Below are 24,940 nucleotides of genomic sequence, written 5' to 3' on the forward strand. Positions count from 1 at the left end.
TTATTTTAGATCAAATCATGTTTTACCACGTGATCCCTGTACCTCCATTTTAACTTTTGGTTTTTGATTGCTATTTAGTTTTTTAAATAATAACTCAAGCGCATTTTCCATAATGTCTTTTATAATTGAACTAATTTTGTCAAAGTCATTTTCATTTATTTCAAGAATAATTTCATCATGAATTTGTCCTACAAATTTTAGGTCTAATTTCCTTTCAAAAATTTCATTCATTGCAACTTTTAATATATCAGCAGCAACTCCTTGGATTGGAGCATTTATTGCAGCCCTTTCTCCAAATGATCTAACTTGTCTGTTTGGACTAACGAGTTCACTTATGTATCTTCGTCTGTTTGAAATCATTTTCACATAACCATTTAAAAGTGCATCTTCTAATGTTCTTTGTTTAAATGATTGAATATCTGAAAATGTAGAATAATAATTTTTTATAAACAGTTTTGCTTCTGGAACAGAAACACTTAAATCTCTTGCTAATCCAAATTCACTTAATCCATACAAGATTCCAAAGTTAAATATTTTTGCAATTCTTCTTTGTTCTGAACTTACTTCATCTTGTGCAAAAATCATTTTTGCAGCTTCAGCATGTGCATCTCTATTATCTGAAAATATTTTAGTAAGTGTTTCTTCGTTTGCGATTTCAGCAAGTACTCGTAATTCAATTTGTGAATAGTCAAAGCTAATAAATATTTTTTTATCTTCAGCTACAAATATTTTTCTAAATTGTCTTTGGTCATTATCTCTGATAGAAATGTTTTGAACATTTGGGTATGCAGAAGATAGTCTCCCAGTGTTTGTTAAAGTTTGGTTAAAAATTGATCTAACTTTATTATCCTCTTCAATGTATCTTTCAAATCCAACAAGATATGTTGAATATAGTTTTGAATATTTTCTATGTTGTAAAATCAAACCAACAATTTCATGTTCATTAATTAATTCATCTAAAACTTCTTTACTTGTACTTCCTTTTGAAATATTCTTTAGTTTTAACTTATTAAATAATAATTCGGACACTTGCTTTGGAGATGCCGGGTTAAACGGTTCGTCAAAAATTTCATTTGTAACTTTTGTAATATCATTTTCAATATTTTTTATTTTTTCAAATGTTAGCTTAGTTTGTTTTACTAGTTCTGGTTTGTCTATTGTTACACCATTTTGTTCCATATCTAATAACACAAATGAAAATGGAAGATCAATATATTCATATAAGTTCAATTGTTCATTTTCTTTTAGTGTTCTTATTATTTCAACTTCACTTTCTTTAATTACATTTGCACAATCGATCATGTATTTTGCTTTAGCATCTTGTTCAATCACAGTTGTTCTTTTTGCACCTTTTCCAAATACATCATCTGTATTTTTTATTTCGTTGCTTGTAAATTTTTCATTTAACGCAAATATATTTGATTTAATGTTGGCATCTAAAACATATCCTGCAATCATAGCGTCATATATAAAGTTTTCATTCTTTGTTTTATAACCTAATTTATTCAAAACAAATATAGTCTTCTTAATGTCATATGTTTTAAATTTTGATTTTAATAAAAATGATTGAAAATTATCATCAATTGAAAATGATTCTTCTTGTCAGTTAAAAATATTAATTTCTTTGTTTGTTTCTTTTTCTAAATCTAAAAAATATCCACCATTGTTATTCACAATACTTACACCTATTATTGTTGAGTTGTGGTAGTTTTCGTTTAATGTTTCTAAATATAAATAGTTAACTTCATCTGCAAGTTTAGGATTTCAAGTTTTTAATTCTTCATATTTAATTTCTTCACTTATTGTTGTACTTATCGGTCTCTTTTCAATAGCTTCAAATGAGAACTTTTTCAATAAAGTTCTCATTTCATATTTTTCTAAAAATAATTTCATGCCTTCTTTATTTAAGTTAAATTCATTATTTTCATATCCGGGTATTTCAAGATCGCATTTAATTGTTGCAATTTCTTTTGAAAGATATGCAGACTCTTTTCCGGCAATTAACTTTTCTCTTGTTTTGCCTTTAATGTTTTCTATGTTTGAATAAATTTCGTCAAGTGATCCGTATTCTGTCAAAAGATTAGTTGCTGTTTTTTCACCAATTCCAGCAACACCTTTTATGTTGTCAGAACCATCTCCACATAATCCTTTGAAGTCTCTTATTTGATTTGGAGTTAATGAAGTTTCTTCAAACAATAATTGAGTATCAATAATTGTAGTTTCTTTATTTCTTTGTTTGATAACGTGTGTGTTATCGTTTATTAGTTGCAACATGTCTTTGTCGTTTGAAAGAATTTCAACTTCAAAATCAGTTGAATATTTTTTAGCCAAAGAACCAATCAAATCATCGGCTTCGTAATTTGTCATTTCGAAGTGATCAATATTTGCTGATTTTAGAAATTCACGAACAACTGCAAATTGTGGCTTTAAATCATCGGGTGTATCTTTTCTTGTGGCTTTATAAGATTCAAGTTTTTCATGTCTGAATGTTTGTTTTCCTTTATCTAGTAAAACAACAGTATTGTAATATTCATTAGCTTTGATAAAGTTCATTAACATATTTATAAATGTGAAAACAGCATTTGTTGGAATGCCTTTACTTGTTTTCATTTGTGAATATGATGAACTATGGAACGCTCTATAAAGCAAACCATTTCCATCAACTAATAATATTTTTTTCATTATTTTATTTCTAGTAATGTCGAACTTACTTTTCCCTTATATTCTTTATTGTTTATTTTTATATTAACTAATTCATTGTTTTTGATTTTGTCTTTGTATTTTTCATATGTCGAAGCAAAAGCATATATTTCTAATGAACCACTTTCATCTTCGATTGTTAAGAAGGCCATTTTATTATCATTCTTATCAGTGAAGTCTCTAACACTTGTAATCAGTGCATAAATATCATATGTCCTATTTAACTGATTAGCATCTTTAATTTTAATTGAGTTGATGTTTAGTGAAAGTTTATATATTTCTGTTGGGTGTGAATTGATGTAAAATCCATAGTATTCGAATTCATATGCAACGTAATCCAATGGATTATCAATATCGGTTTTGTTCTTTAGATTCATATTTTTTGCAGGTTTAGAATTTTGTAATGCTAAGAATATCTTTTTAAATTTCAACAATGTAGTTTTAGCCAAACCATAAGTATCTAACATTCCTGAATAAACCATTGTTTCATAGTTAGCTATTGTTTCTGGATATTTAGAAAATAACTTATGAAACATTACATATACATTTGTCTGACATTCTTTATCTTCCATTATATCTTGTAGACTACTTACAAATGTTTCAGTAATGTTTTTTATAACAGTTAGTGGCATTTGTATTGACCCATTAATAAACTCATATTTTGCAATCGGATTAACGATGTTTGGTTTATCAAGTTTAATATGTCTATTATTTAATTCCTGAATTATTTCACTAGTCTTTGAGCCATTTTTTATTGAGGCATTTAACTGCGCTAAATAAAAGTCAGTTGTATAGTTTGCTTTGAAATACGCCTGTCAATATGAAATCATTGCATACGCAAGAGCATGAGATTTGTTAAAACCGTATGCTGCAAATCTAACGATGTGATTTCAAATATTGATTGCGATTTTTTCATCAATACTATTTTTAACTGAGTTTTTTATAAATGTAGTTTTATATTGATCCATTTGTTTTGAATCTTTTTTACTAATTGCTCTACGCACAATATCGGCTTCACCTAAAGTGAAATTACCAATCTTTTGAAATATCTCCATAATTTGTTCTTGGAAAACAATGAACCCATTTGTTGATTTTAAAATCACATCAACACGCGGTTCAATTAATTGTTGTTCATTTTTATTTCTGTAATTGATAAATTCACCAATAATATCTTGTGGTCCTGGTCTGTACAATGCAGAAACCACAGCAAGGTCTTCAAGAGTTTTTGGTTTTACACCAACCAAAGTTTCAATCATCCCTTTTGATTCAAATTGAAAAATTCCTGAAGTATCACCTTTACTTAATAATTCAAATGTCTTTTTATCATTTAAAACAATTTGTCTTAGTGATACTTTTTGTTCATCTTTGTTTATGAAACTCAAAGTATTTTTTATTGTTGTTAAATTTCTTAAACCAAGAATATCTGTTTTTATTAAACCCAACTCTTCAAGATGATCCATTGGAAATTGTGTTTGATAAATTCCAGTAGTTGCTTTTTTAACAGGCATAACTTCACTAATTGGTTTGTCACAAAAAACAACACCAGCCGCATGAGTTGACACTTGTTTTGGACGACCCAAGACTAATTTAATTGCACGAACTAAATTGGGATATTTATCTATGATAGCTTCCAGTCTTGGTGAACTTGCTATTGCACCTTCAATATCAAATAAATGTTTTTGATCAATTAGTTTTGACATTCTTTCAATATCATTTTCAGAAACGTTCAGTGCTTTTCCGCAATCTCTGATTGCATTTTTTACACCGAAAGTTTGGAACGTTGAAATCGTTGCAAACTTGTCCCCGTATTTTTTATTTAAATAAACCAATACTTCATCTCTTCTTTCATCTTCAAAGTCAATGTCAATGTCTGGCATTGTTACTCTTTTTGTATTTAAGAATCGCTCAAAATAAAGTCCATGTTTGATTGGGTCTAACCATGTTATTCCCAATAAGAAAGAAACTAAACTACCTGCCGCAGAACCCCTACCTGGACCAACTATAATTTTTGATTTTCTACAGAAGTTTATTAAGTCTCAAACAATTAAAAAGTAATCAATGAAACCCATTTGTTTAATTACATCAAGTTCATATTCTAATCGTTTTTGGTATTCTTCAATATCTAAATTATTTAATTTAATGTACTTCTTTAAGGTAGTTAAACACGTACTTGATATTAATTCCAATGAATTTTCTTTATCACCAAACTTCATTAAGTGTTTTTCACTTGATTCAAACAGATCAAATGAACACGCATCAATTATTTGCTTAATATTTTTATTATGCATTTGAGGATCTATGAAGCTTTTAATCTCGTCTTCACCAAAGTAATGACAGTTTGGAACCATATCTTCATTTGAGTTTTTAGAAATTGAATTTAAGATTTCAACCACATTTAAATCAATTGGTTGTTTTTTTAAAGTTCTTATTTCATTTGAAAAAACAAGATTTTTTTGTCCATCTAATTTTCTGAAGTTTCTATCATTTACACCAAAATAAAAATCAGTTGTAAATGATTTCAAACGATCTGCTAAGGATGTATTTATTTCAAATCAAGGACAATAAACAACAACTAAGTTGTTGTTTGATTTAGATATAATCTTTTTCACATCCACTTCTACATCTGAATTTAAATCAGAAGAGAGCTTTGAAAGTACCTTGAATCCATCTATATTTTTTGCATAGAATATTACTTGATCATTATTAATGTCAAGACTTAATCCAACTATTGGTTTAATTTTTGCTTTTGTAGCTAAACTACTAAACTCAGCTAATCCGTACATTACTTTTTTATCCGCATAAAAAACTGCATCAAATTTGTTGTTGATTGCAAATTTGATGTAGTCTTCAATTCTTATATTTGACTGAAAGAAATTGTATGAACTTTTAATGTTTAGTAAATTTAACATTTAAGACATCTCCTGTTTTAGATAATAAGTACAAATAAAATATATGAAACAAACACGACTATTGTTATGAAAATAACAATACCGATCATTAATGCAAATACATTTATCTTTTCAATAAATCTTTTCTTTCTTTTCTTTTGAGTATTGATTTTATTTATTTCAATCCTGTTAATGTTTGTAGATTTCTTTGTATTAATTTTTAAATACGGTGTATTTATCTTTTCAACTGTTTCTTCTACTTCTTCAAATTCATGACGTTTACTAATTTCAATTCCGTCAATAACACCAACGATGTTTTTTTGTTTTTTAGCTTTCAACTCATTCACCATCCTTAAGATAATATTTTTTAATTGAGTCATTAACAGTTTTATCAATCATTACATCCAACATTAATTCATTTTCTTGTTCTAGTGCTTTTTTTAATGTTGGTTTGATTACTGGTTTGTCTGGAACATAGATTGAACACACATCGTCAAATGGTAATATTGAAATTTCATATGCTCCAATTTTTTCTGATATTTTAATTATCTCTTCTTTGTCGTATGTAACAAGTGGTCTAATAATTTGTCTCTCAGAAACTGATCCAATAACATTCATTGATTCAATTGTTTGTGACGCCACTTGTCCAAGTGCATCACCAGTAATAATTGCTTGTGCATCTATTTTGTCTGCAAGCTTATTTGCAATTTTAAGAAACACACGTCTCATGATAGTGATTCTATAAGAATCATCTTTCATGTGCATCAGCTCTTTTAACAACATTGAAAAGTCGCAAACATAAAAGTTGAAATCTCTCATATTATATTTTGCTGTTGTTTTGATTAGATCAAAAACCTTTAGAACAGCTTCTGGTGTCGTATGAGGTGGCGTCATGAAGTGTAAGTAATCAACTTTCATTCCACGCTTCAACGATAGATAACTAGCCACTGGTGAATCAATTCCACCACTAATTAAAGAAAGCCCTTTTCCTGATGTTCCAACCGGTAAACCTTTTAGACCATCAATTCTGTCAATGAATATGTAAGTGTAGTTATTTTTAATAAGTACACTTACAAGTTTCTGAGGAGTCTTAACATCAACTGTTATGTTTGGAATTGATTTTAATATCTCAGTTGCAATCTCTCTTTTGAATTCATCTGATCTAACTGGGAATGATTTATCTTTTCTCAAGACCTCAACTTTAAATGAATGCCCAGAAAGTGTTGGAGCAATTTCTAGTACTTTTTTAATTATTAGCTTCGGGTCTTTTTCAACACGATCAGCTATAGATAGTGAATAAATTCCGAACACATCTTTTAGTTCTTTTAATATTGGTTCAATATAATTTTCATCAAGTAATTCTAGTTCTAAACTATTTCTATCTTTTTTGTATTCAAAAAAAGATTTAAACGGCTTAAGTTTAAATTTAATATTCTTATTTAATTTATCAATGAATATATCTCTATTGTTTCCTTTTAGAGTTAATTCACCATATCTAACTAAAATACTTTTCATTGTTTTATCTTTTCCTTAGCGCATCCAAAATATTTAATAGTTCAGGAATTAGTTTATCCATTTCTCTATTTTTGTACATTTCTTCTAAGTTGATTAATGCATGATCAATTTGGAAGTTTGATGTTGAGAATTTTTCAAGATACATTAATAGTTCTTGAGAAATGAAGTCCGCAAAAATGTAATCTTTTAAACTACGTTCTAGATCTCATGTATCGTTTTCAATTTTTGATATCTCTTCAAGTAATTGTTCTCTTGAGGATTTGTTTTCAAATTCTGATTGTCTTGTGTTTATAAAGTTTTCTAAGTCAGCATTAATCTCTAAACACTTTTGTTTTAATGGCTCTAATTCTGTCATGTGTTTGTTAACTGAAATTTTATTATCAATTTGATCTAACAGAGTTCTGATAAATCCAATTTTAGAAATGTACTTATCTTTTGTTGATAAAGACTTTTCAATAATTCTTGATGAATTTTCAAAGTTATCAATTGAAGTTAAGATTGTTCCCAACTCTTTAACTAGTTTATCTTTTATGACTTTTATATCTGCAGTATGCTTTCTTGAGATGAAATAATCTCAATCAGAAAAATTACTTTGTAATTTTGTTCTTGATGAATTAAAGTTTGATTTTGCTCTGTCAAATTCTTTCTTTTCTAAAGTTGGAACTTTATTAATTGATTCAACATTAGAGAACCCCTTATCGATTGCTGTAACTGAACTTTCAACTGTTTTAATTATCTCTCTAATTGTATCTATATTTTCAATGAAGTAATCCTTCAATTTATCTTCTGTAACAATTGATCCATTGAACTCATTAAATAATTTAAAAATTGATTCAAGTTCTTTTAAACCCTTTTTCATATTTCAAGCACTAACCAGCTCTTTTACTTCTTTTGATTTTTGATTTACTTTTTTTTCTAGGTCACTGAATGCTTGTGAGTTTTTTGAATGATGTGCATTTTTTGCATTCATATGTGAAGCATACTTTTCACGCAACTCTTCAATATGGTTTGGGATCTTAGTATTTATACGAGTTAATAAATATGGAACTAAGTCAATTAGTTCTATCATATAAATTTGTGACTCTCTAATTTGTGAAAGCGTTTCTAAACTACCTTCAAATAATCCAGCTGTAAGCTTTGAATTGAATGTTAAAAACAAAACATCAATTCTAGAAAGGATTTGATTTGCTCCATCACTATTTAACTCTGGGTATGCAGTTAATAATATATCGATGTTTTTTCTGATATCTTCAAAAATTATTTTATAAAAAGTAATAGATGTTCTTTGTAGGTCTTCGACCATCAAAGCATTTTCTACTTCTTTTTGCATGATGTACATTTTTGATTTGATATCTTCAATTTGTGATTTGTACAATTTTATTTTTTTAATATTGTTTGGTGTTGGTATTAAGTTTTTTCTTTCTTTTGAAAACTCATTTAAATCAACGATTGTTCCATTTAGTTCATTCATTAATAGATGTTCGTAATTTGATCATCAAATATCTAGTTCATTTAGAAACGTGGCAGTTTTTAATGAGATATCTTGAATACGTTGTAATTTGTGCTTAACCGGGTTTTTATGAATAATTGTAAGTTCCTTTAAACAATGAGCTTGGGTTTTTAAAATGTATCGACTACCAATTAAAAGTAGCAAAAATATTAATGTTGCAATGGCGAAAATAATGAATGCAGAGAAGCCAATTATTTGTCCGATTGATCAATTATTCATGTGGCCCCCTTATTACATTAATTATATATATTAAAAATATAAAATTATTTTTTGCTATAATATTTTTAAGTTAAATTTCGATATCTGCATTCTCACATAGTTGAGTTCTTAGTTAGTGAAATAGATAGTCGTAACCTTTGCAGTAAAGGTGAACACTACACTTCCTCGATTAGAGTGTTGAAGTATCTAGGTTTTTCTTAGGAAATAAAATAAGGAGATAAATCATGTCAAGATTTACAGGATCTACCTTTAAGAAAGCTAGACGTTACGGTTTCTCAATTAGAGAAGATGGTAAAGAGTTTTCAAAAGGTAAAAAAAGAACTACAGCTCCAGGACAACATGGAGCACGTAGAGTTAAGCTTTCAGAATATGGAACTCAATTACACGAAAAACAAAAATTAAGATTTATGTATGGGATTACTGAAAGACAATTCAGAAACACATACATCAAAGCTAAAAAAGAAAAAGGTGTTATTGGTACAGCTTTCTTACAAAGATTAGAAAGTCGTTTAGATAACATAGTTTACAGAATGGGATTAGCAATGACTCGTCAAGGAGCAAGACAAATTGTTGCTCACGGACATATCCTTGTTAATGGTAAAAAATTAGATATCCCTTCTCACATTTTAACTGTTGGAGATAAAATCTCAGTTAGAGAGAAATCAATCAAAAGTGTAAAAATGAAAGAAGCACTTGGAGCTAATGTTTCAACAGTAAAATTTGTTGAATTCGATAAAACTAAAATGGCTGGTAAATTTAAATCACTTCCAGAAAGAAGCGAATTAAACCAAGAAATCAATGAAGCATTAATTGTTGAATGATACAACCGTTTAATTAAGTAATTAAACCAGAATAATTTAATAACTATAAACACCGGCATACGCTGGTGTTTTTCAATTTACTATTTTATTAAATTTAGGCGAGTTAATTTTTATATTGTGACGTTGTAGAATGTGGAGGAATAAAAATGAAACACCTAAAAAAGATAACTATAAAAATTGATTCATCAATAGATGATAAAGATGAAATTATTGTAAATTCAATTGAAAGCAACTTTGAAAATATTTTTACAGATATGGATCACTACTTTAATCAAAGATATGGACAAGATACCAACACTGGAAGTGAAGGTAAAAAAAGATATAATAAATCCGTAAACAAATTATCAGCCAAGTTGTTAGAGGAAATCATCATGCCAATTTTTACAAAAAAATGTTCAGAAATGCTTGCGGAAACTAATGTTGAGCTTCAAGGTACTAAAGAAGAGCTTCAAGTGACTAAAGTGGAGCTTCAAGGTACCAAAGAAGAGCTTCAGGATACAAAAATGAGATTAACCGAATTAGAACGAGTTTTGAAAGCTAATGGCCTAATATAATTCATTGACTTAATAATAAAAAACATAATAAATCCGTAAACAAATTATCAGCCAAGTTGTTAGAGGAAATCATCATGCCAATTTTTACAAAAAAATGTTCAGAAATGCTTGCGGAAACTGATGCAAAACTTAAAGTGACTAAATCAGAACTTCAAGGTACCAAAGAAGAACTTCAGGATACAAAAATGAGACTAACTGAATTAGAACGAGTTTTGAAAGCTAATGGCCTAATATAATTCATTGCTTAATACAAAAATAAATTACATAATTTTAGAACTAGAGGCACCAGCATACGTTGGTGATTTTTTTATATAAAAAAATAAACCCTGAGGTTTATTTTGTTGTTAAGTATTTACTACCAATGCCCTGCTTGGTGACATCCTTCTTATTTCAATTGTTGAAATTCAAAATGAAAGAATTAGCGAACCAACAATAAGTATAAATGCAGCGATCGGAGATCATCAGATTACTACATAAGGTATTGCAAATCCATAAACACTTATTAGATATATTGCTCACCATAATAGTAAGTTTCCAATAACGGTTGATATACAAAATAGAATTACAGATCAAACAAATGTTGGCCCTATTGTATATAGTGTTACTTGAAAGTTTGTATATCCCATAGATTTCATAATTACCATAAATCGTTTATATTGTTGAACAAATAAATCCGATACTAAAATTGTTGATAAAGTTGACACAACTATAACCGAAGCAATTAATATTGTAGTGATCGAAGCAATAACAATAGATGTAGTATTTAGCAATGTTTGGATTTGACTTATTGGTGTCATATCCAAACCATCAAGTGGCATTGCAGATCAAACTTCGTTTGCTCCAGGTGTTTTTGCACCATACTTAACCTCTTCACCAAAGCTCACTTGAGTTGTGATTGTTTGAGGTTCTTCAACATTTGATAGCAATCCATTAAATGTTCTATTTATTGGTTCAATTGGTATGCCGTTAATTTGAAATTTTTGGTCTTCAATACTTCTATCAATATTTTCATTTGGGCTAAAGTGATCATATTGATATAGTCCATATCCTGGAATCAATTCTGTTTTTGTTGTTTCATCATCAATTACATAATTGTATGGAACAGTAAATGTATTATTATATCCAGAAATTAAGTTGGCTAATCTTTGGTCAATTAGAATAGATTCACTTCCATAAGTTGATACAGTATCTGTTTTAATTATGTTTATTTGTTTTATAGGTTTTTGAAATGTACCCAACATCTTTTCATATTCATATGTATTTGTGTCTAATTTCATTGTGTCTGGATTTGTTGAATATCCAAGTGCAATATATCAATTAACAAATCCTGCAGTTAAATTTTCAAGTTGCCCATCAACAAAGTTAACCTTTGGAGATTCATATTTTTCATTGTATTTTAATGAATAAGGTTTGATTGCGATATAACCTTTGTCTTTCAATTCTTTCTCATCAATTCCAGAATCTATTCATCCTTGACTTGTTTCAAGGGGAACCTCTTCATAAGGCATGCGTGTCGATCACTTGTTTGGGTCTGATGAATCAAAATTAGCCTCATTTGCAACGTTTAGATGAGATTCTTCATATCTTTGTGGAAGTATTAAATAAACATCTTCATATGAGTAATATGGTCTCATTCTTGGTTTTCAACCACCATCCTTTGTTTGAAATAGTTCATTAAATCCAAAAGCGTCTTTTGATAGCTCTGATTCATAAAATAATTCTTGTACATCTTGCTCTTCTCAAATAGGTGCATATGTTAATTTTGATCTATTTAACATATCAGCTGGTAATCAATAGTGATTTTTTTCATTTAAGTTTGATTTTAATAGGAACTTTTCTTCATCTCTATACTCATTGTATTTAGTTTGAAAGTTGTTGTCATCATATAATCAAGCAAGTTTTGGAACCATTGACTTACCATTTTCTAGAGTTCAACCCTCTATCTTGGTTGAAATGTCTTTGATTTTTCCGGCTTGGTTAACTATATTAGATTGTTTGTTAAATGAAGCTGGAATATTCAAAGTACCAGTTTCTTTGTCAAATAACTTAAATCCTGGTTTAAGTTCTATGTCTTCATTGACCGCAATATCTCCAAACAATAAATTTTCAAGCTTAGAATATATTTCATCATCTAATAGAAATGATTCTTCACCAGCTAAATCAAATGCTTTTTGGTCTTTTGGTATACCAATTAAATTTACATTTTTTGTACCACTATTTGGAGCAACACTTACATTTGTAACCAAAGTATCAGTACTTGGTACAACATTTCAATTTGATCACCCAAATGAAAATTGGTTAATTCTGTTTTCTGATTTGTTTACATAACTTTTAATAAAGTTTGGAGCTGTTCCAAGAAGCACTGATACAACTTGCTCTTTTCACGTTCCGTTACCAGAAGATGATCCATCTGGAATCAGTATGTTCATTAATTGAGGAATTACAGTATTAAGTAAACTTGAAATTCTGTCAATTTGTTTTGTTTTAGAAGTTATTGCTTCTTCAGCTGTTCCATTGTATTTTTCATGTAGTATTCATTCAATTACACGTTGGAAGTCAACAATTGAAAATACTTTCCCACCCATGTCTCCAAGGTTGTTTGCAGAGATTGCAACAATTGCTGAGAGCAACGCATCATCTCCTGTTTCACTTTCCTTATTTTCTGCAAATCTTGAATATGTCCATTGACCTTCTAACTTGTTGTTCTTTGTTGTAGATTTATTCAAAAATAAATGAGGAATTAATGATGACTCTAACTGAGGTCCTGCGACAGTATTTGATTTATAAAAGTTATCAATTTTACCGTTAAATAAACCATTGGCATCTGATAGATATTGATCATATTCATCAATACCAGGAGTAACTGAAAAAGTCATTTTTCCGTTCGGTGCATTGTATAAGGGTTTTGTTGTTCGATGTTCATTTTTATAATTTGTATAGTTGAAGAAGCTTTCATTTACCCCTGTAGCTGTGGCTGGTATCGATATCAGTGTTGATACAATCAACCCAGATGTAAATACAGTAGCCAAAATTATTAGTGATTTTTTAAATCCAGATGACAATAAATTCATACTAAATCTAAAACCGAAATTCATTTTTACAAATAGTCTTTTGTTAATTCAATTAATTATTTTGCTTGACTTAATTCCCTTTGTGGCATTTAGTGAAAATATTTTTAGTGTTGGTTTTTTACAAATGAAGTACGCTGTGAAATACGAAACCAGTAATGTGGCAACACCAAATACTAACATACCCAATCCAATTGCCACTGGATCAAATAAGAAGAATCATGTTGGTCCTGACGAGTAGTTCAAAAACAATGTTGATATGAGTTCTTGTAAAAAACTCCCAGCGATTCATCCCAAAGGCACAGTTATAAACATAACAATCAATGCATACGATATGTATCCAAAAGATAAACTAGATGCGCTTTCCCCCATTGCTTTTAAAATACCAAGTTCTTTCGTGTTCAACTCAATTGTTTTTTTAATTGCAATGATAATAGTTATTAGTGTAATTGCTAAGATGATTGCAGCCAATGTGTATGAAACTGTTTTATATACCGTCATAAACAATGGAACTGCACGTCAGTTCCAATTGAATACAGAACTTTCAATATCTTGGATATTATATGACCAAATGAAATTATCATCTATCGGCATAGTTCCATTTAGTGCCAAATGATTTTGTCTAATTGTAGTTGACCCGGCAAACATTGATAGTTTTAATTTTTCAAAGTCTTTTTCTTTTTCAACTGAATTTTTATTTGCTTGATATATTCCAAAAATTCTAGTATCAACTAATTTCTCATATTGACCAGTGGCTACTTGTTTTAGAGTTTTTGGTCTTGCATATATAATTGCTGAATCTTTATTGTTTGGTAATGGTATTTCTAAATTAGAGATCGGATAATAAGTCAGTGCGTCAGATGCAATACCAGATATTACAAAGTTTGCACCACCAATATCTATTCTCTGACCTACTTTTATGCCATTGGCATTTGCAAATCCTGATGACACCAATATCTCATTAGATGCTTTGGGTTTTAAACCAGAATACAATGTGACCTTATTTCATCAATCATCATTTAAAACTACCATTCTAAAATTAATATCCAATATTTGGTCTCTATATTCTTGCTCTACTCTTGCAAGATAATCAAAATTGAATGCATTTGCTATAAATTTTTGTCTAAGCACAAACACTTTTTCAATTTGTCTTTGATAATCATCATAGACAACGCCATAGTTTGATGTTGCTTTATATTTGCTTAAGTCAGAGTTGCTTATATCTAACGTAGCATTTGCAAACATACTCTCTGACAAACCTCTTCCAATCTCACCCTCGTTTAAAACTTCAAACATTTTTAATTTTGTTGGTTCGTTGATAACAAAACCTTTTTCAGTTTCTTCATTAATTCCCACAAATGATAATGATCCTCGTAATCCATTTTTCATTAATTCATCTTTTCAATTTGAACCTAATCTTTTTGTATTTGGTGTTGTAGTTGAGTTTGTGTTTATTTTTTGTTCCCATATCCAATTGTTATCCTCAGATTCACCTACAACAAAATTACTACTTGTAGTTTTGTTGTAGTTCAACCCAAAAATAAATTCATATGTTTCAGAATCCGCAATTCCAAATCCATCAGCTTTGTATGCTCAATTTAATACTTCACTTAAAACTGATGAAATCATTACATCTAAATAATCTAATAGCATTTTTGAATCACTTGTTTCATTGATTCTTTGTCTATTAATTTGATTTACTAATATGTTTTTTTGATTAATGAATTTGTATGCGGTTGTATTTTTTACATAGTCTTTTGGCGTTTCAAAAAAATCAACTTTAAAATTTTCATAAATCTCTGTTTGAAACACAGTATATAAGGGTCTCATTTTTGATGCTAAAAAATCCGCAGACGAATAACTACGATCAACAATTAATTTTAATTCATTTTTAATTTTTACTGCTTTGGAGAATTCTTTTTCAAACACTTCTTTTGCAAATGATTTTGTTATAAAAGTTTCTTCAAATCCTTCAATGTTTTCAAAACTAGAAACATTAACATTGTATTCACTTATTACATCTTTGACTTTGGCATCTTCTTTATCATCAAATATATCTACAAATTGATAATTCACAAAATCCATCACAGGCACTAATGCTGAAGTCTTTGAATCAGTCGATGTACCAGAACCAACTTTATAATCTCAAACGTAGTCAACATCCCCTAGTTTGTTCATTGTTTTTTTATGGTCTGTTGTAATTCTATTTTCAACAGAAATCGATAACGTCAAAACAAGTGAAGCCAAAAACGAAAGAATAACTATTATTGAAAACTGTATTTTAAATTTAAATACACCTTTTATACCTTGTTTAAACATTAAAAAAATGTTTGATTTCATTGGGTTGAGTCCTTATATTTTAGATATATTTTGGACAAAAAAAAAAAAAAAGCAATACTTTCTAAAGTTATTTGAAAGTATTGATTTCCAATATTGGTCGTAATAAAAAATCGCCTTTTAAGCGATTGTTTTAATATATTTTTATATTATTAATAATTATTCAGTAACGCTCATGGCTTTACTTGGTGACGTCTTTCTAATTTCAATTGTCGAAATTCAGAAAGAGAAAATCAATGCACCAATAACCAATATGAATGCAGCAACTGGAGATCACCAAATTATTGCATATGGAATTGCAAATCCAAATGTACTAATTAAATACACCGTTATGTATAGTGCAAAGTTTCCTAAGAAACCAGCTATACAGAACATAATAAATGATGCAATAAATGTTGGTCCCATTGTGTACGAAATTATTTGTCAGTTTGTATAACCCATTGATTTCATAACAACCATAAATCTTTTATATTGTTGAACAAATAAATCTGAAACAAGAATCGTAGACAATGTAGACACTATAATAACTGCCGCAATCATAATTGCAGTAATTGATGCAATAACTATAGATGTTGTACTCATAAGGGCTCTCATTTCACTTAATAAGACCATATCTAGTCCATCAAGGTTAGAACCACTCATTTCTGCTCCACCAATTGTTTTAGAACCATACTTTGTGTATTCTCCAAAGCTTACTTGTGTTGTAATTGTTTGCGGTTCTTCAATGTTTGAAAGTAATCCAGTGAAACTTCTATTGACAGGTTTTGCATATTGCCCATCCACCATTAGAGTTTGTTGTTCTAATGGTCTATTTAGATTATCTATTGCACTTACTTGTTCGTACATTTTTACACCAGTGTCAATTGTTCCATTCATTAATGGTGTCGCAGTTGATAGGTCATCAACTTCATAATTGTATGGCACGTAATATGAATTTATTTGACCACTAATTATATTAGCTAATCGTTGGTCAATAATAATAGTGTTTTCACCATATGTATTTAGTGTGTCTGTTTTTGTTACATTAACATTTTCAATTGCTGAAGTTCCAAATGTATTTGTCAAGAATTTATCATATTTAAATTCTTGATTTGCTAATTTCATTACCATTGGATTTTTTGAGTGTTGTAATGCAATGTATCAATTAACATATCCACTTGTCAATTGGTCAAGTTGTCCATCTACAAAGTTGGTTTTAGGAGGAACATATCCCTTATTATATTTCAATGAATACGGTTTGAACCCAACAAAGTTTTTAACCTCAGCATCAGATAATCCAGCATTTTTTCATGCATTAACTGTTGCTATTGGCAACTCTTCACTTGTTAGATCTTTTGTTCAATTTTTTGGATCATTAGGTGCTGCAGAATTATATGCTATGTCTAGATGCTCTTTTGCAAATTTTTCAGGCAATACCAAATAAATATCATCATATGAATAATATGGTCTCATTCTTGTATTTCATTCAAATTCATTTTCAGTTTTAGTTTGGTAGAATTCACCAAATCCAAAAGCGTTAGCAGCCAACGAATCATCTTCGTTCCATATTGGAGCATACGTTAATTTTGACTTATTCAACATATCAACAGGTAATCAATATTTACTATTGTCTTTGCTTTGTTGGACAAACCTTTCATTCAATACATCTTTATTAAAATCTCTTTGGAAATTTGTATCATCATACAATCAAGCTTGTTGTGGGACAACTATGTTTTCATTGTCTAATGTTCAAGCTTGGATTTCAGTTGATAAATTATTTAACTCACCTTTTTTATACGTAATGTTTGCTTGGTGGTTAAATGAAGCTGGAATGTCTAATGTTTTTGTTGCACTGTCATATAGTTTGTGTCCATTATTTAAAACAATATCTTTTTCATTTTCATTTAGATTTGACGAAAAGATCATATTTTCTAATTTTTGATAATTAATATCATCAACTTGGAATGCATTATCATCTCCAATTTCAAATGCAGATTGGTCAGTTGGTAAACCAATAAAGTTAACATTTCCTCTATCAGAGTTTGCAGAAACTCTAGTCACAAAAGTATCCTTTCCGGGAACATAACTTCAAGTAGATCACCCAAATCCGAATTGGTTAACTCGGTTATCTGATTTATTTACATAACCTTTTATAAAGTTCGGAGCAGTACCCAATAGAACACTAATTATTTGTTCTTTTCAACTATCTCCTCCAGCTGCTGCCGCATCCGGAACTAACATAGTCAATATTCGAGGTACAACTCCATTTAGTAAACTTGTAACTTCATTAATTTTTTGTTTCTTATCTTCAAACGCATCACTTAAAATTTCATAATTATTTGGTTTTTTATGAAGTGTTCATTCTAATATTCTTTGGAAGTCCACTATTGAAAATAGTTTACCTCCAGTTTCAGCTAGGTTGTTTGCAGCTACAGACAATAATGGTGATAGCAACGGTACTTGTTCAGTGTTTCCTGGCAATCCATTAGCTAGAACATCATACACTCACCCAGCGTTAAATTCTCTATTATTGTTATCATTTAAATACACATGCGGCACGACAGATGATTCTACTTGTGCACCAGCAGTTGTATTAGAGGTGTAGAAGTTATCTATCTTGTCTCCAAATTTACCGTTTGCATCAACTAGAAAATCATCATATTCATCTACACCAAGTGTAGCTGATGCTGAAATTTTACCTAATGGTGCATTGTAAATTGGTTTTGTTGATTTAAATTCATTTTTATAATTTGTGTATTCAAAGTATTTATCACTTACACCGGTTGCTGTTGCAGGTATGGCAATCAGTGTTGAAATAAATAACCCTGAGAAAAATACTGTAGTTAATATTATTAAAGATTTCTTAAATCCAGATGATGCCAACCCAATACTGAATCTAACTCCGAATCCAAATTTTTTAAAGAATGTTCCGTTAATTCAATCAATGAATTTATTTGATTTTGTTTCTTTTGAAGCGTTCATTGTAAGTATCTTGTTAACAGGTTTTTTACATATGAAGTACGCTGTTAAATATGAAATAACTAACGTTAGAACACCAAATGCTAATACTCCCAATGCAATAGCTTTCGGATCAAAAACAAACAATCATCTAGATCCTGATGAATAGTTTAGAAATAATATAGACATAAACTCTTGTAAGAAACTTGCAAGAATTCAACCAAGTGGAACTGTTATAAACATAACTATTAATGAATATGAAATATAACTATACGCAAGTTGTGAAGAACTCACTCCTAATGCTTTTAAAATACCTAGCTCTTTCGCATTTAGTTCTATTGTTTTTTTGATTGCAATAACCATTGTGATTATTGTAATCACTAAAATAAGAAGTGCGAGCGAGAGTGCGACAATTTCATAAATCATCATTAATAGCGGAGTCATTGTTCAGTTCAAATTGAATACTGAACTTTCTCTATCGACAATATCATATGATCAAACAAATTTTTCTTTTTTAGTATTCCCAGCTAAGGCATCGTGGTTTTGTCTAATAGTTAGAGCACCTGCGAACATTGATAATTTTAGTTTATTAATTTGTTCTTCTTTATTACCCTCACCTGTTCAATTGTACAATCCAAATAATCTCGTATCAATCATTGAACCATAGTCATTATCACCTGTTCTAGATAATGTGTCAGGTTTACCATATACAATTGCAGACTTTCTGTTATTTGGCAATGGTACATCCAAACTAGCAATTGGATAATAAGTTAATGCATCAGATGCAATACCAGAAATTACAAAATGCCCACCACCAATATCGATTCTTTGTCCAACATTGATTCCATTAGAATTTGCAAACCCTGATGAAATCAAAATTTCATTAGACGCCTTTGGCATTAAACCAGAATATAAAGTAACCTTATCTAATCAATTGTCCGTTAGAGATACCATTCTAAAATTAATATCTGATATTTGATCTTTGAATTCTTGTTCAATTCTAGGTGCATATTCAAATCCAAATGATTTTGCAAGTATTTGTTGTCTTAAAACAAACACATTTTCAATTTGTCTTTGGTACCCTTTTTCTTTATTATTTTTTCAATCTAGATTTCCACTGTGTTCTGAATATATTCCAAAATTCTGTGATGTGTTTCTTATTCCTGAACTATTAAAAATACTTTCAGTAAGACCAGCTTGTCTCAGCGAAGTCCCATCAACCATTTCATACATCTTTAATCTTGTTGGTTCATTTACCACTGAAACATTTAGTTTAGCTCCAGTTGAATTTGAACTGATTGCAACAAAAGATAATGCCCCACGCAAACCATAAGTTTTTAATTGTTCTTGTCACATTTCATCTTGTAGTATAAATTGATCTTTTTCCTCTTCGGCAAAAGTTTCTAATATACCTTTGTTGCTAATATCTATTTTTTGTTCTCAAGTTCATGGATCTTCAGCAACAACAAAATTATTATTTTTAGACGTGTTTGCAGTGGCTTTAATACCAAATATAAATTCGTATATTTCACCCGATAATGTCATACCATAGTCTAACGCTTTATTTGTTCAAACCAATACCTCACTCAATAAAGAAGCAGTCATAACATCAATGTAATTATTTAACATTGTAGCCTCAGTGCTTGGTGTTTGATTTTTATTATTCAAATCAATTTCAGTTTGTTCTATTTTGTTTTCTGTAATAAATTTGAAAACAGTAGATTCAAGTGCATATTCCTTCACATTATCAAAATAGTCTTCCACAAAATTAATATTTATTTGTTCTCTAAGGACATTGTATAATTCAGAAATATATGCGAAGGAATTATTTTTATAGTCTCCAGATGTAAAACTCAATGTTGAAACTCTGATCAACTCAGATTTTAATGCCAATGTATCTTTTGTTTTAAGTTTTGTAAAAGCTTTGTTGAATTCTTTACTTTCAAATGATTTTGTAATGAAAGTTTCATCAAAACCTTTAATCCCTTCGAACCCTTCCCCTTCGAAACCAGAAGTATTTACGTTGTATTCGCTAATTACGTTTTTGATTAGCACTTCTTCGCCACTGCCGTCATATGCTTCAACATATTGATTATTAACAAAATCAAACACAGGAACAATTGATGACATTCTTGAGTCACTTGCATTCGCTCCAACTTTGTAGTTTCAAACATAGTCAACATCACCGAGCTTATTCATTGTTTTTTTATGATCAGATGATATTCTTGAATCAACTGAAATAGATAGCGTTAAAACAAGCGACGCCAAGAAAGAAAGAATCACAATAATTACAAATTGTATCTTAAATTTAAATACACCTTTTATACCTTGCTTAAGCAAAAGAAAAATATTTGGTCTCATTAATAATCTCCATTTTACTGTCTTTACTAGCAAATTAATTGTTATTATTTATTAGATTTATTATATATAATAAACACATTAAAATGAAAAAGTTACTTACTATATTAGGAATCGTTGCGTTAACTGTGTCTGCGTCAGGTACAGTTGTTTCATGTTCATTAACTGATGGTATTTCTAAAAGTATTGATAGAAAAGTTAATGACTTATCTAAAGTTGTAACCGCAGCATTACGTCCTGCAATTGCACACACAATAGCCAACAGAGACACCGGTGCACTATGAAGTGGATTATCAGGTATGAGTGCAAATGATGCCATTAGCGGTCTTGATATCAATGATGAAAGATCTGTTAAAGATATCATTGCTAACCCGTTGCAATTTAATTCAGAAAATACAAAAGACATTGCTCACTTAAGTGGCGTAGAAACAAGGGGTGAAATATTACAAGATGGCGCAAGAACAATCTCTCCTTCAACAATAAGTACAATATCAGGACTTGGAGGGATTCTTTTAAATCTTTTTGCTAGTCAAGGTGGTTTTCAGCCTCAATTAGCTCATAGTATATCTCCTATTTTGGGAATGGCATCAAATGTTCTTGGATTAGGTAATACATTTTCTGTTGCGATTGCCAGCATAAAGTTAGAACACATATTTGGAGGTTTTTTAAGTGATGCATTGGCATCGTTTTGAGATATGAGTGACGGAATAATAGAAATACCTTTTGCAGGTGTTAAAAAAGCAGTTGGGACCGTTGCTTGAATAGCTGTTAACCTTTTCCTTCAGGGATTTTTATCTGGCTTCTTGAATGATTTAGGAGTCAATGGTACATACAAAAATGCAACACTCACAATTACTTTAGGTAACAAAAATATACCATCAATACATGAGTTGGTAGACTACTTAGAATCGAATTCAGAAGCGTTAGATGCCAAATTAGCAGACATGACAAATGTCAATACTTTAAGTAATTTCAATAAAAATCTTGTTGATACTTTGGATTTCAGTAAAGATGATAAAAGCCAAATGTTTAACAATACCATATCAAATAATAATACTCCTTTATCTTCAAAAATAGCTACACCAAATTTTACAAATGGAATAATAAACCTATTAACATTCATTTTCAAACCTTTAGACAGTGCGCATGAAATTACAATTTTTGCAACTGACAAAAGAAGTTCGATTGCAAAAAATCAGTTAGCTGCAACGTTAGCATTTATACTTTCAGATCCAATTAAGGCTACTATTGGTCCTTCTGGAACGCCAATTACATTAAGTCAAATCTTAGGTCTTGAATATGATAAAAATAAAAACCCATACTTTTCAGGTTATGAGAGTCAATCGGAAGAAAACACAAACCAAGAAGTTGGCACACTATTTAATTCATTAAATTTAATATTTGACAGTGGTGTTTTAAAAAATCTTATGAGTAACGAAGGTTTGCAAATTTTTAAAACTCTTGATTCCAAATCTAAAGAACATGAACGCGAATTCTTTACCCCACTAATTGATGAGAGAAATTTTAAAATAAATAAAATTTCTCATAGTGGATTTGACAAACAAGATGAAGATTCAATATTAGAATTTGACATAACGTTCACTAACCCTATCTTTGATAAGATAATAAACTTACATAACGAAACTGATAAAGATGAGAATGGCATATTTAAAGTTTTCAAAAAAGGAAAATTCCATGTAGTAGTTACTGGTTCTAATGGTGAGCCATACAAAATTGAAAGTTTAGAATTAATATCTAAAACATAATCAAAAAAATGAATCTTGAGATTCATTTTTATTTTGTGATTTTTGCAATTGATCAATAGTTGTTTTCATCTAATACTAAAGTAATTACATATGTCTTGTTTTTACCATTGGGTAGTTTTCTATATAAGTTGTAATCAAACTTAGTTTCTTTACCCTCTTCAAATATTGGAAGATTAGCTGTAAAGTCACTTAGTTTATCCATAGATCATAGTTTATTGTCATATAAAGGTTTGAAGAATTTTTTATCTAATTCTTCTTCACGTTGTTTTGGCATCTCTATTAATACAGATTGTATTGCCATTGATATTGAATATAACAATGGACCAGATTCTCCACCAAATAATTCAATAGCCATTTCACCAACTGAACCAGTGTGAACACTTGTTCTTGATGATTTTAATCCTAAAGCAATATATGCTCTAGCATTTTTAGCTGGTAGATTTGAATTGTTGTATTCATATGAAATAGCTGTCTCATTTGGTTTTGGATATACAACTTTAATTGTATTTTCAAAAGTTAATGCCTCAGTTTTTGAAATAAATTCAGATAAGTTAATTCCAGGATTTGAATCAATTTCAACTTTTGAATATGCAACTCGCATTACTAATTCTTTAACATTTTGTAAGTTGAACGTAATATCATTTTTACCTGGTTCAAATTTATCTTCTAAGAATTTTGCGATATTTTCAATAGATAAATATTTAAATATTGATAGTAATGCCATTGTTGAATTTAGTTCATTCCCATCAGGTCCTACTTGATTTAAGAATTTTTCATCAGTAATTAGTTCTTTGATTGGCTGGTAACTAAATACAGCCGTTGTGGCATCTATTATCATTTCATATATTGAGTTTAAATCAATATCATCAAGTAATGGTTTAATTGCTTTTGTGATTTGTCCAGATATAACCAAACCTCATAAAAAACTATTTGCCACACCCAATCACCCAATTAGACTATCTTTTGTTTTTATTGCACTCCCAACTACTCCAGAAATCGAACTAGGTAATAATTTAACAACCTCCTCAAGAATCGGTAGAACAAACTCATCATATGTATCAACGGTTGTTCCATTTAAGAAGATAATTATTTGTTGCACAACAACTTTTAATTCCTTCTTTACAGCATTGCTTAAAATTTTTCCATCCTCTTTATTATTTAAGTACAGGAATATTTTTTTTGCAAATTCAATCACACTATCAACGAGCGAGATGGCTTCTTCCGATTTTCAAGTTACAGATACATCAGCCAATAGCGTGTGAACTAGTTTACCCAATATTGGAGTTATACTTGTTAATAACATTGGTGTAAGAATCGTGAGAATTGGTAATATTGTAATATTTGTTGCAACCCTTCTTTCAACTTGTAGATTAACGTCAGTAGTTGTAAGGTATTTAAATAGATTTGTAAGTTTTGAAATATTTATTTTGTTATCACTAATTCCATCAACTCATTTTGTTTCATTTGAATATTTTTCAAATGATAGTGATTTGTTTTTTAGGTATTTATCAAAGTAGTTATATCCTACTTTGATTGTAAATTTAACATATTGAACAATATTTGATATTGTTTGTTCGTTGGAGTTTAACTCAGCCTTTACTTCAGCTATGGTTTTAGCTTCGGTTGTTGGTACATAGTCCATTATGTAATCATCAATTACTTCTAATGTACTTTCTCCTTTATCTCCTTCAATCAATTCAAACAGTGTTCCAAGTGTACCACCAATACTTTCTCCTGCTAAATCTATTACCGTAGCAAGTGTAGTTGGGCTAAACCCAACTGTAAGTACATCTAATAGTGTTTCAACTAATCTACTAATACCATCAATTGATTTTGTTCCTGCAAAATATCCAGATGTGTCATTTGAAATTATCTCACTTACACCCGTTGGATTTTCTACTGGTTCTGGTTTTTTAACATAAGTATATTTTGAGTCTCCAAATGTTGATTCAAATAGTTCATTCATTTTTGATTCTTTATTTTGATTGATAACAAAGTCTTTACCCAATGTGTCATCAATTTTCATTTGACCATATTTATCAATCATGTATTTTTGTGCAATTGACATATGACCGCTTTCTTTTGATTCGTTACTATCATTTAATATTGCCGTTCTAGCCGCAAAGGAAGCAATCTTAGCATGTTTAAAATAAAGATTTTGATAACCTTCAGATAAATTAGTTGTGGCACAACTAATTGCTGTTAGTGTTGAAAATATAACAAGAACCATTACAAATAGTAAGCTAATTATTTTTTTAAACATAAAA

Annotated in this window: 12 protein-coding genes; 4 read left to right on the plus strand and 8 right to left on the minus strand. The window is 29.6% G+C overall.

Annotated features, from left to right (window positions below; translation table 4 throughout):
• The 5 genes from polA to AACL07_RS03035 are packed head-to-tail and all read right to left on the minus strand — an operon-like array spanning position 1 to position 8,832.
• Complete coding sequence (polA, locus tag AACL07_RS03015; protein WP_338983183.1) at positions 1-2,682, minus strand: DNA polymerase I; 2,682 nt, start codon at positions 2,680-2,682, stop codon at positions 1-3.
• Complete coding sequence (dnaE, locus tag AACL07_RS03020) at positions 2,682-5,609, minus strand: DNA polymerase III subunit alpha (RefSeq protein ID WP_338983184.1); 2,928 nt, start codon at positions 5,607-5,609, stop codon at positions 2,682-2,684. The genes polA and dnaE overlap by 1 nt, the downstream gene beginning before the upstream one ends.
• A 17-nt stretch (positions 5,610-5,626) precedes the next feature.
• Complete coding sequence (locus tag AACL07_RS03025) at positions 5,627-5,926, minus strand: hypothetical protein (protein WP_338983186.1); 300 nt, start codon at positions 5,924-5,926, stop codon at positions 5,627-5,629.
• Entirely contained in the window at positions 5,916-7,103 is a 1,188-nt protein-coding gene (gene thiI / locus AACL07_RS03030) for a tRNA uracil 4-sulfurtransferase ThiI (RefSeq protein WP_338983188.1), read from the minus strand. Before thiI ends, AACL07_RS03025 begins: the two co-directional genes overlap by 11 nt.
• 4 nt (positions 7,104-7,107) lie before the next feature.
• Complete coding sequence (locus AACL07_RS03035; RefSeq protein WP_338983190.1) at positions 7,108-8,832, minus strand: septation ring formation regulator EzrA; 1,725 nt, start codon at positions 8,830-8,832, stop codon at positions 7,108-7,110.
• A 224-nt stretch (positions 8,833-9,056) separates the two neighbouring features.
• Between AACL07_RS03035 and rpsD the strand changes: the two genes are divergently transcribed.
• From rpsD to AACL07_RS03050, 3 genes are all read left to right on the plus strand, one after another.
• A complete protein-coding gene (gene rpsD, locus AACL07_RS03040; protein WP_338983192.1) occupies positions 9,057-9,674 on the plus strand; it encodes a 30S ribosomal protein S4 in 618 nt (205 codons plus the stop codon).
• Between the two features lie 125 nt (positions 9,675-9,799).
• A complete protein-coding gene (locus AACL07_RS03045; RefSeq protein WP_338983193.1) occupies positions 9,800-10,207 on the plus strand; it encodes a hypothetical protein in 408 nt (135 codons plus the stop codon).
• A 74-nt stretch (positions 10,208-10,281) separates the two neighbouring features.
• Positions 10,282-10,443 carry a hypothetical protein gene (locus AACL07_RS03050; RefSeq protein WP_338983194.1) on the plus strand — a complete coding sequence of 54 codons (162 nt, stop codon included), beginning with the start codon at positions 10,282-10,284 and terminating at the stop codon, positions 10,441-10,443.
• Positions 10,444-10,551: 108 nt separating this feature from the next.
• On the opposite strand, the gene AACL07_RS03055 is transcribed toward AACL07_RS03050, so the two are convergent.
• Together AACL07_RS03055 and AACL07_RS03060 are read right to left on the minus strand one after the other, a co-directional pair.
• Positions 10,552-15,615 (minus strand): ABC transporter permease, encoded by a 5,064-nt coding sequence (locus tag AACL07_RS03055; protein WP_338983195.1) that lies wholly within the window; start codon positions 15,613-15,615, stop codon positions 10,552-10,554.
• Positions 15,616-15,771: 156 nt separating this feature from the next.
• The gene (locus tag AACL07_RS03060; RefSeq protein WP_338983197.1) at positions 15,772-20,910 is read right to left on the minus strand and encodes an ABC transporter permease; all 5,139 of its coding nucleotides are present in this window, start codon (positions 20,908-20,910) and stop codon (positions 15,772-15,774) included.
• Positions 20,911-20,993: 83 nt separating this feature from the next.
• Here AACL07_RS03060 and AACL07_RS03065 point away from each other — a divergent pair, with 83 nt between their 5' ends.
• Positions 20,994-22,673 (plus strand): hypothetical protein, encoded by a 1,680-nt coding sequence (locus tag AACL07_RS03065; RefSeq protein ID WP_338983199.1) that lies wholly within the window; start codon positions 20,994-20,996, stop codon positions 22,671-22,673.
• Positions 22,674-22,701: 28 nt separating this feature from the next.
• On the opposite strand, the gene AACL07_RS03070 is transcribed toward AACL07_RS03065, so the two are convergent.
• Positions 22,702-24,936, minus strand: coding sequence for a hypothetical protein (locus AACL07_RS03070; RefSeq protein WP_338983201.1), 2,235 nt, complete (start codon positions 24,934-24,936; stop codon positions 22,702-22,704).
• Positions 24,937-24,940 lie beyond the last annotated feature (4 nt).

Source organism: Spiroplasma endosymbiont of Othius punctulatus (assembly GCF_964019505.1).
In the GTDB taxonomy this organism is placed as follows: Bacteria; Bacillota_I; Bacilli_A; order Mycoplasmatales; family Mycoplasmataceae; genus TIUS-1.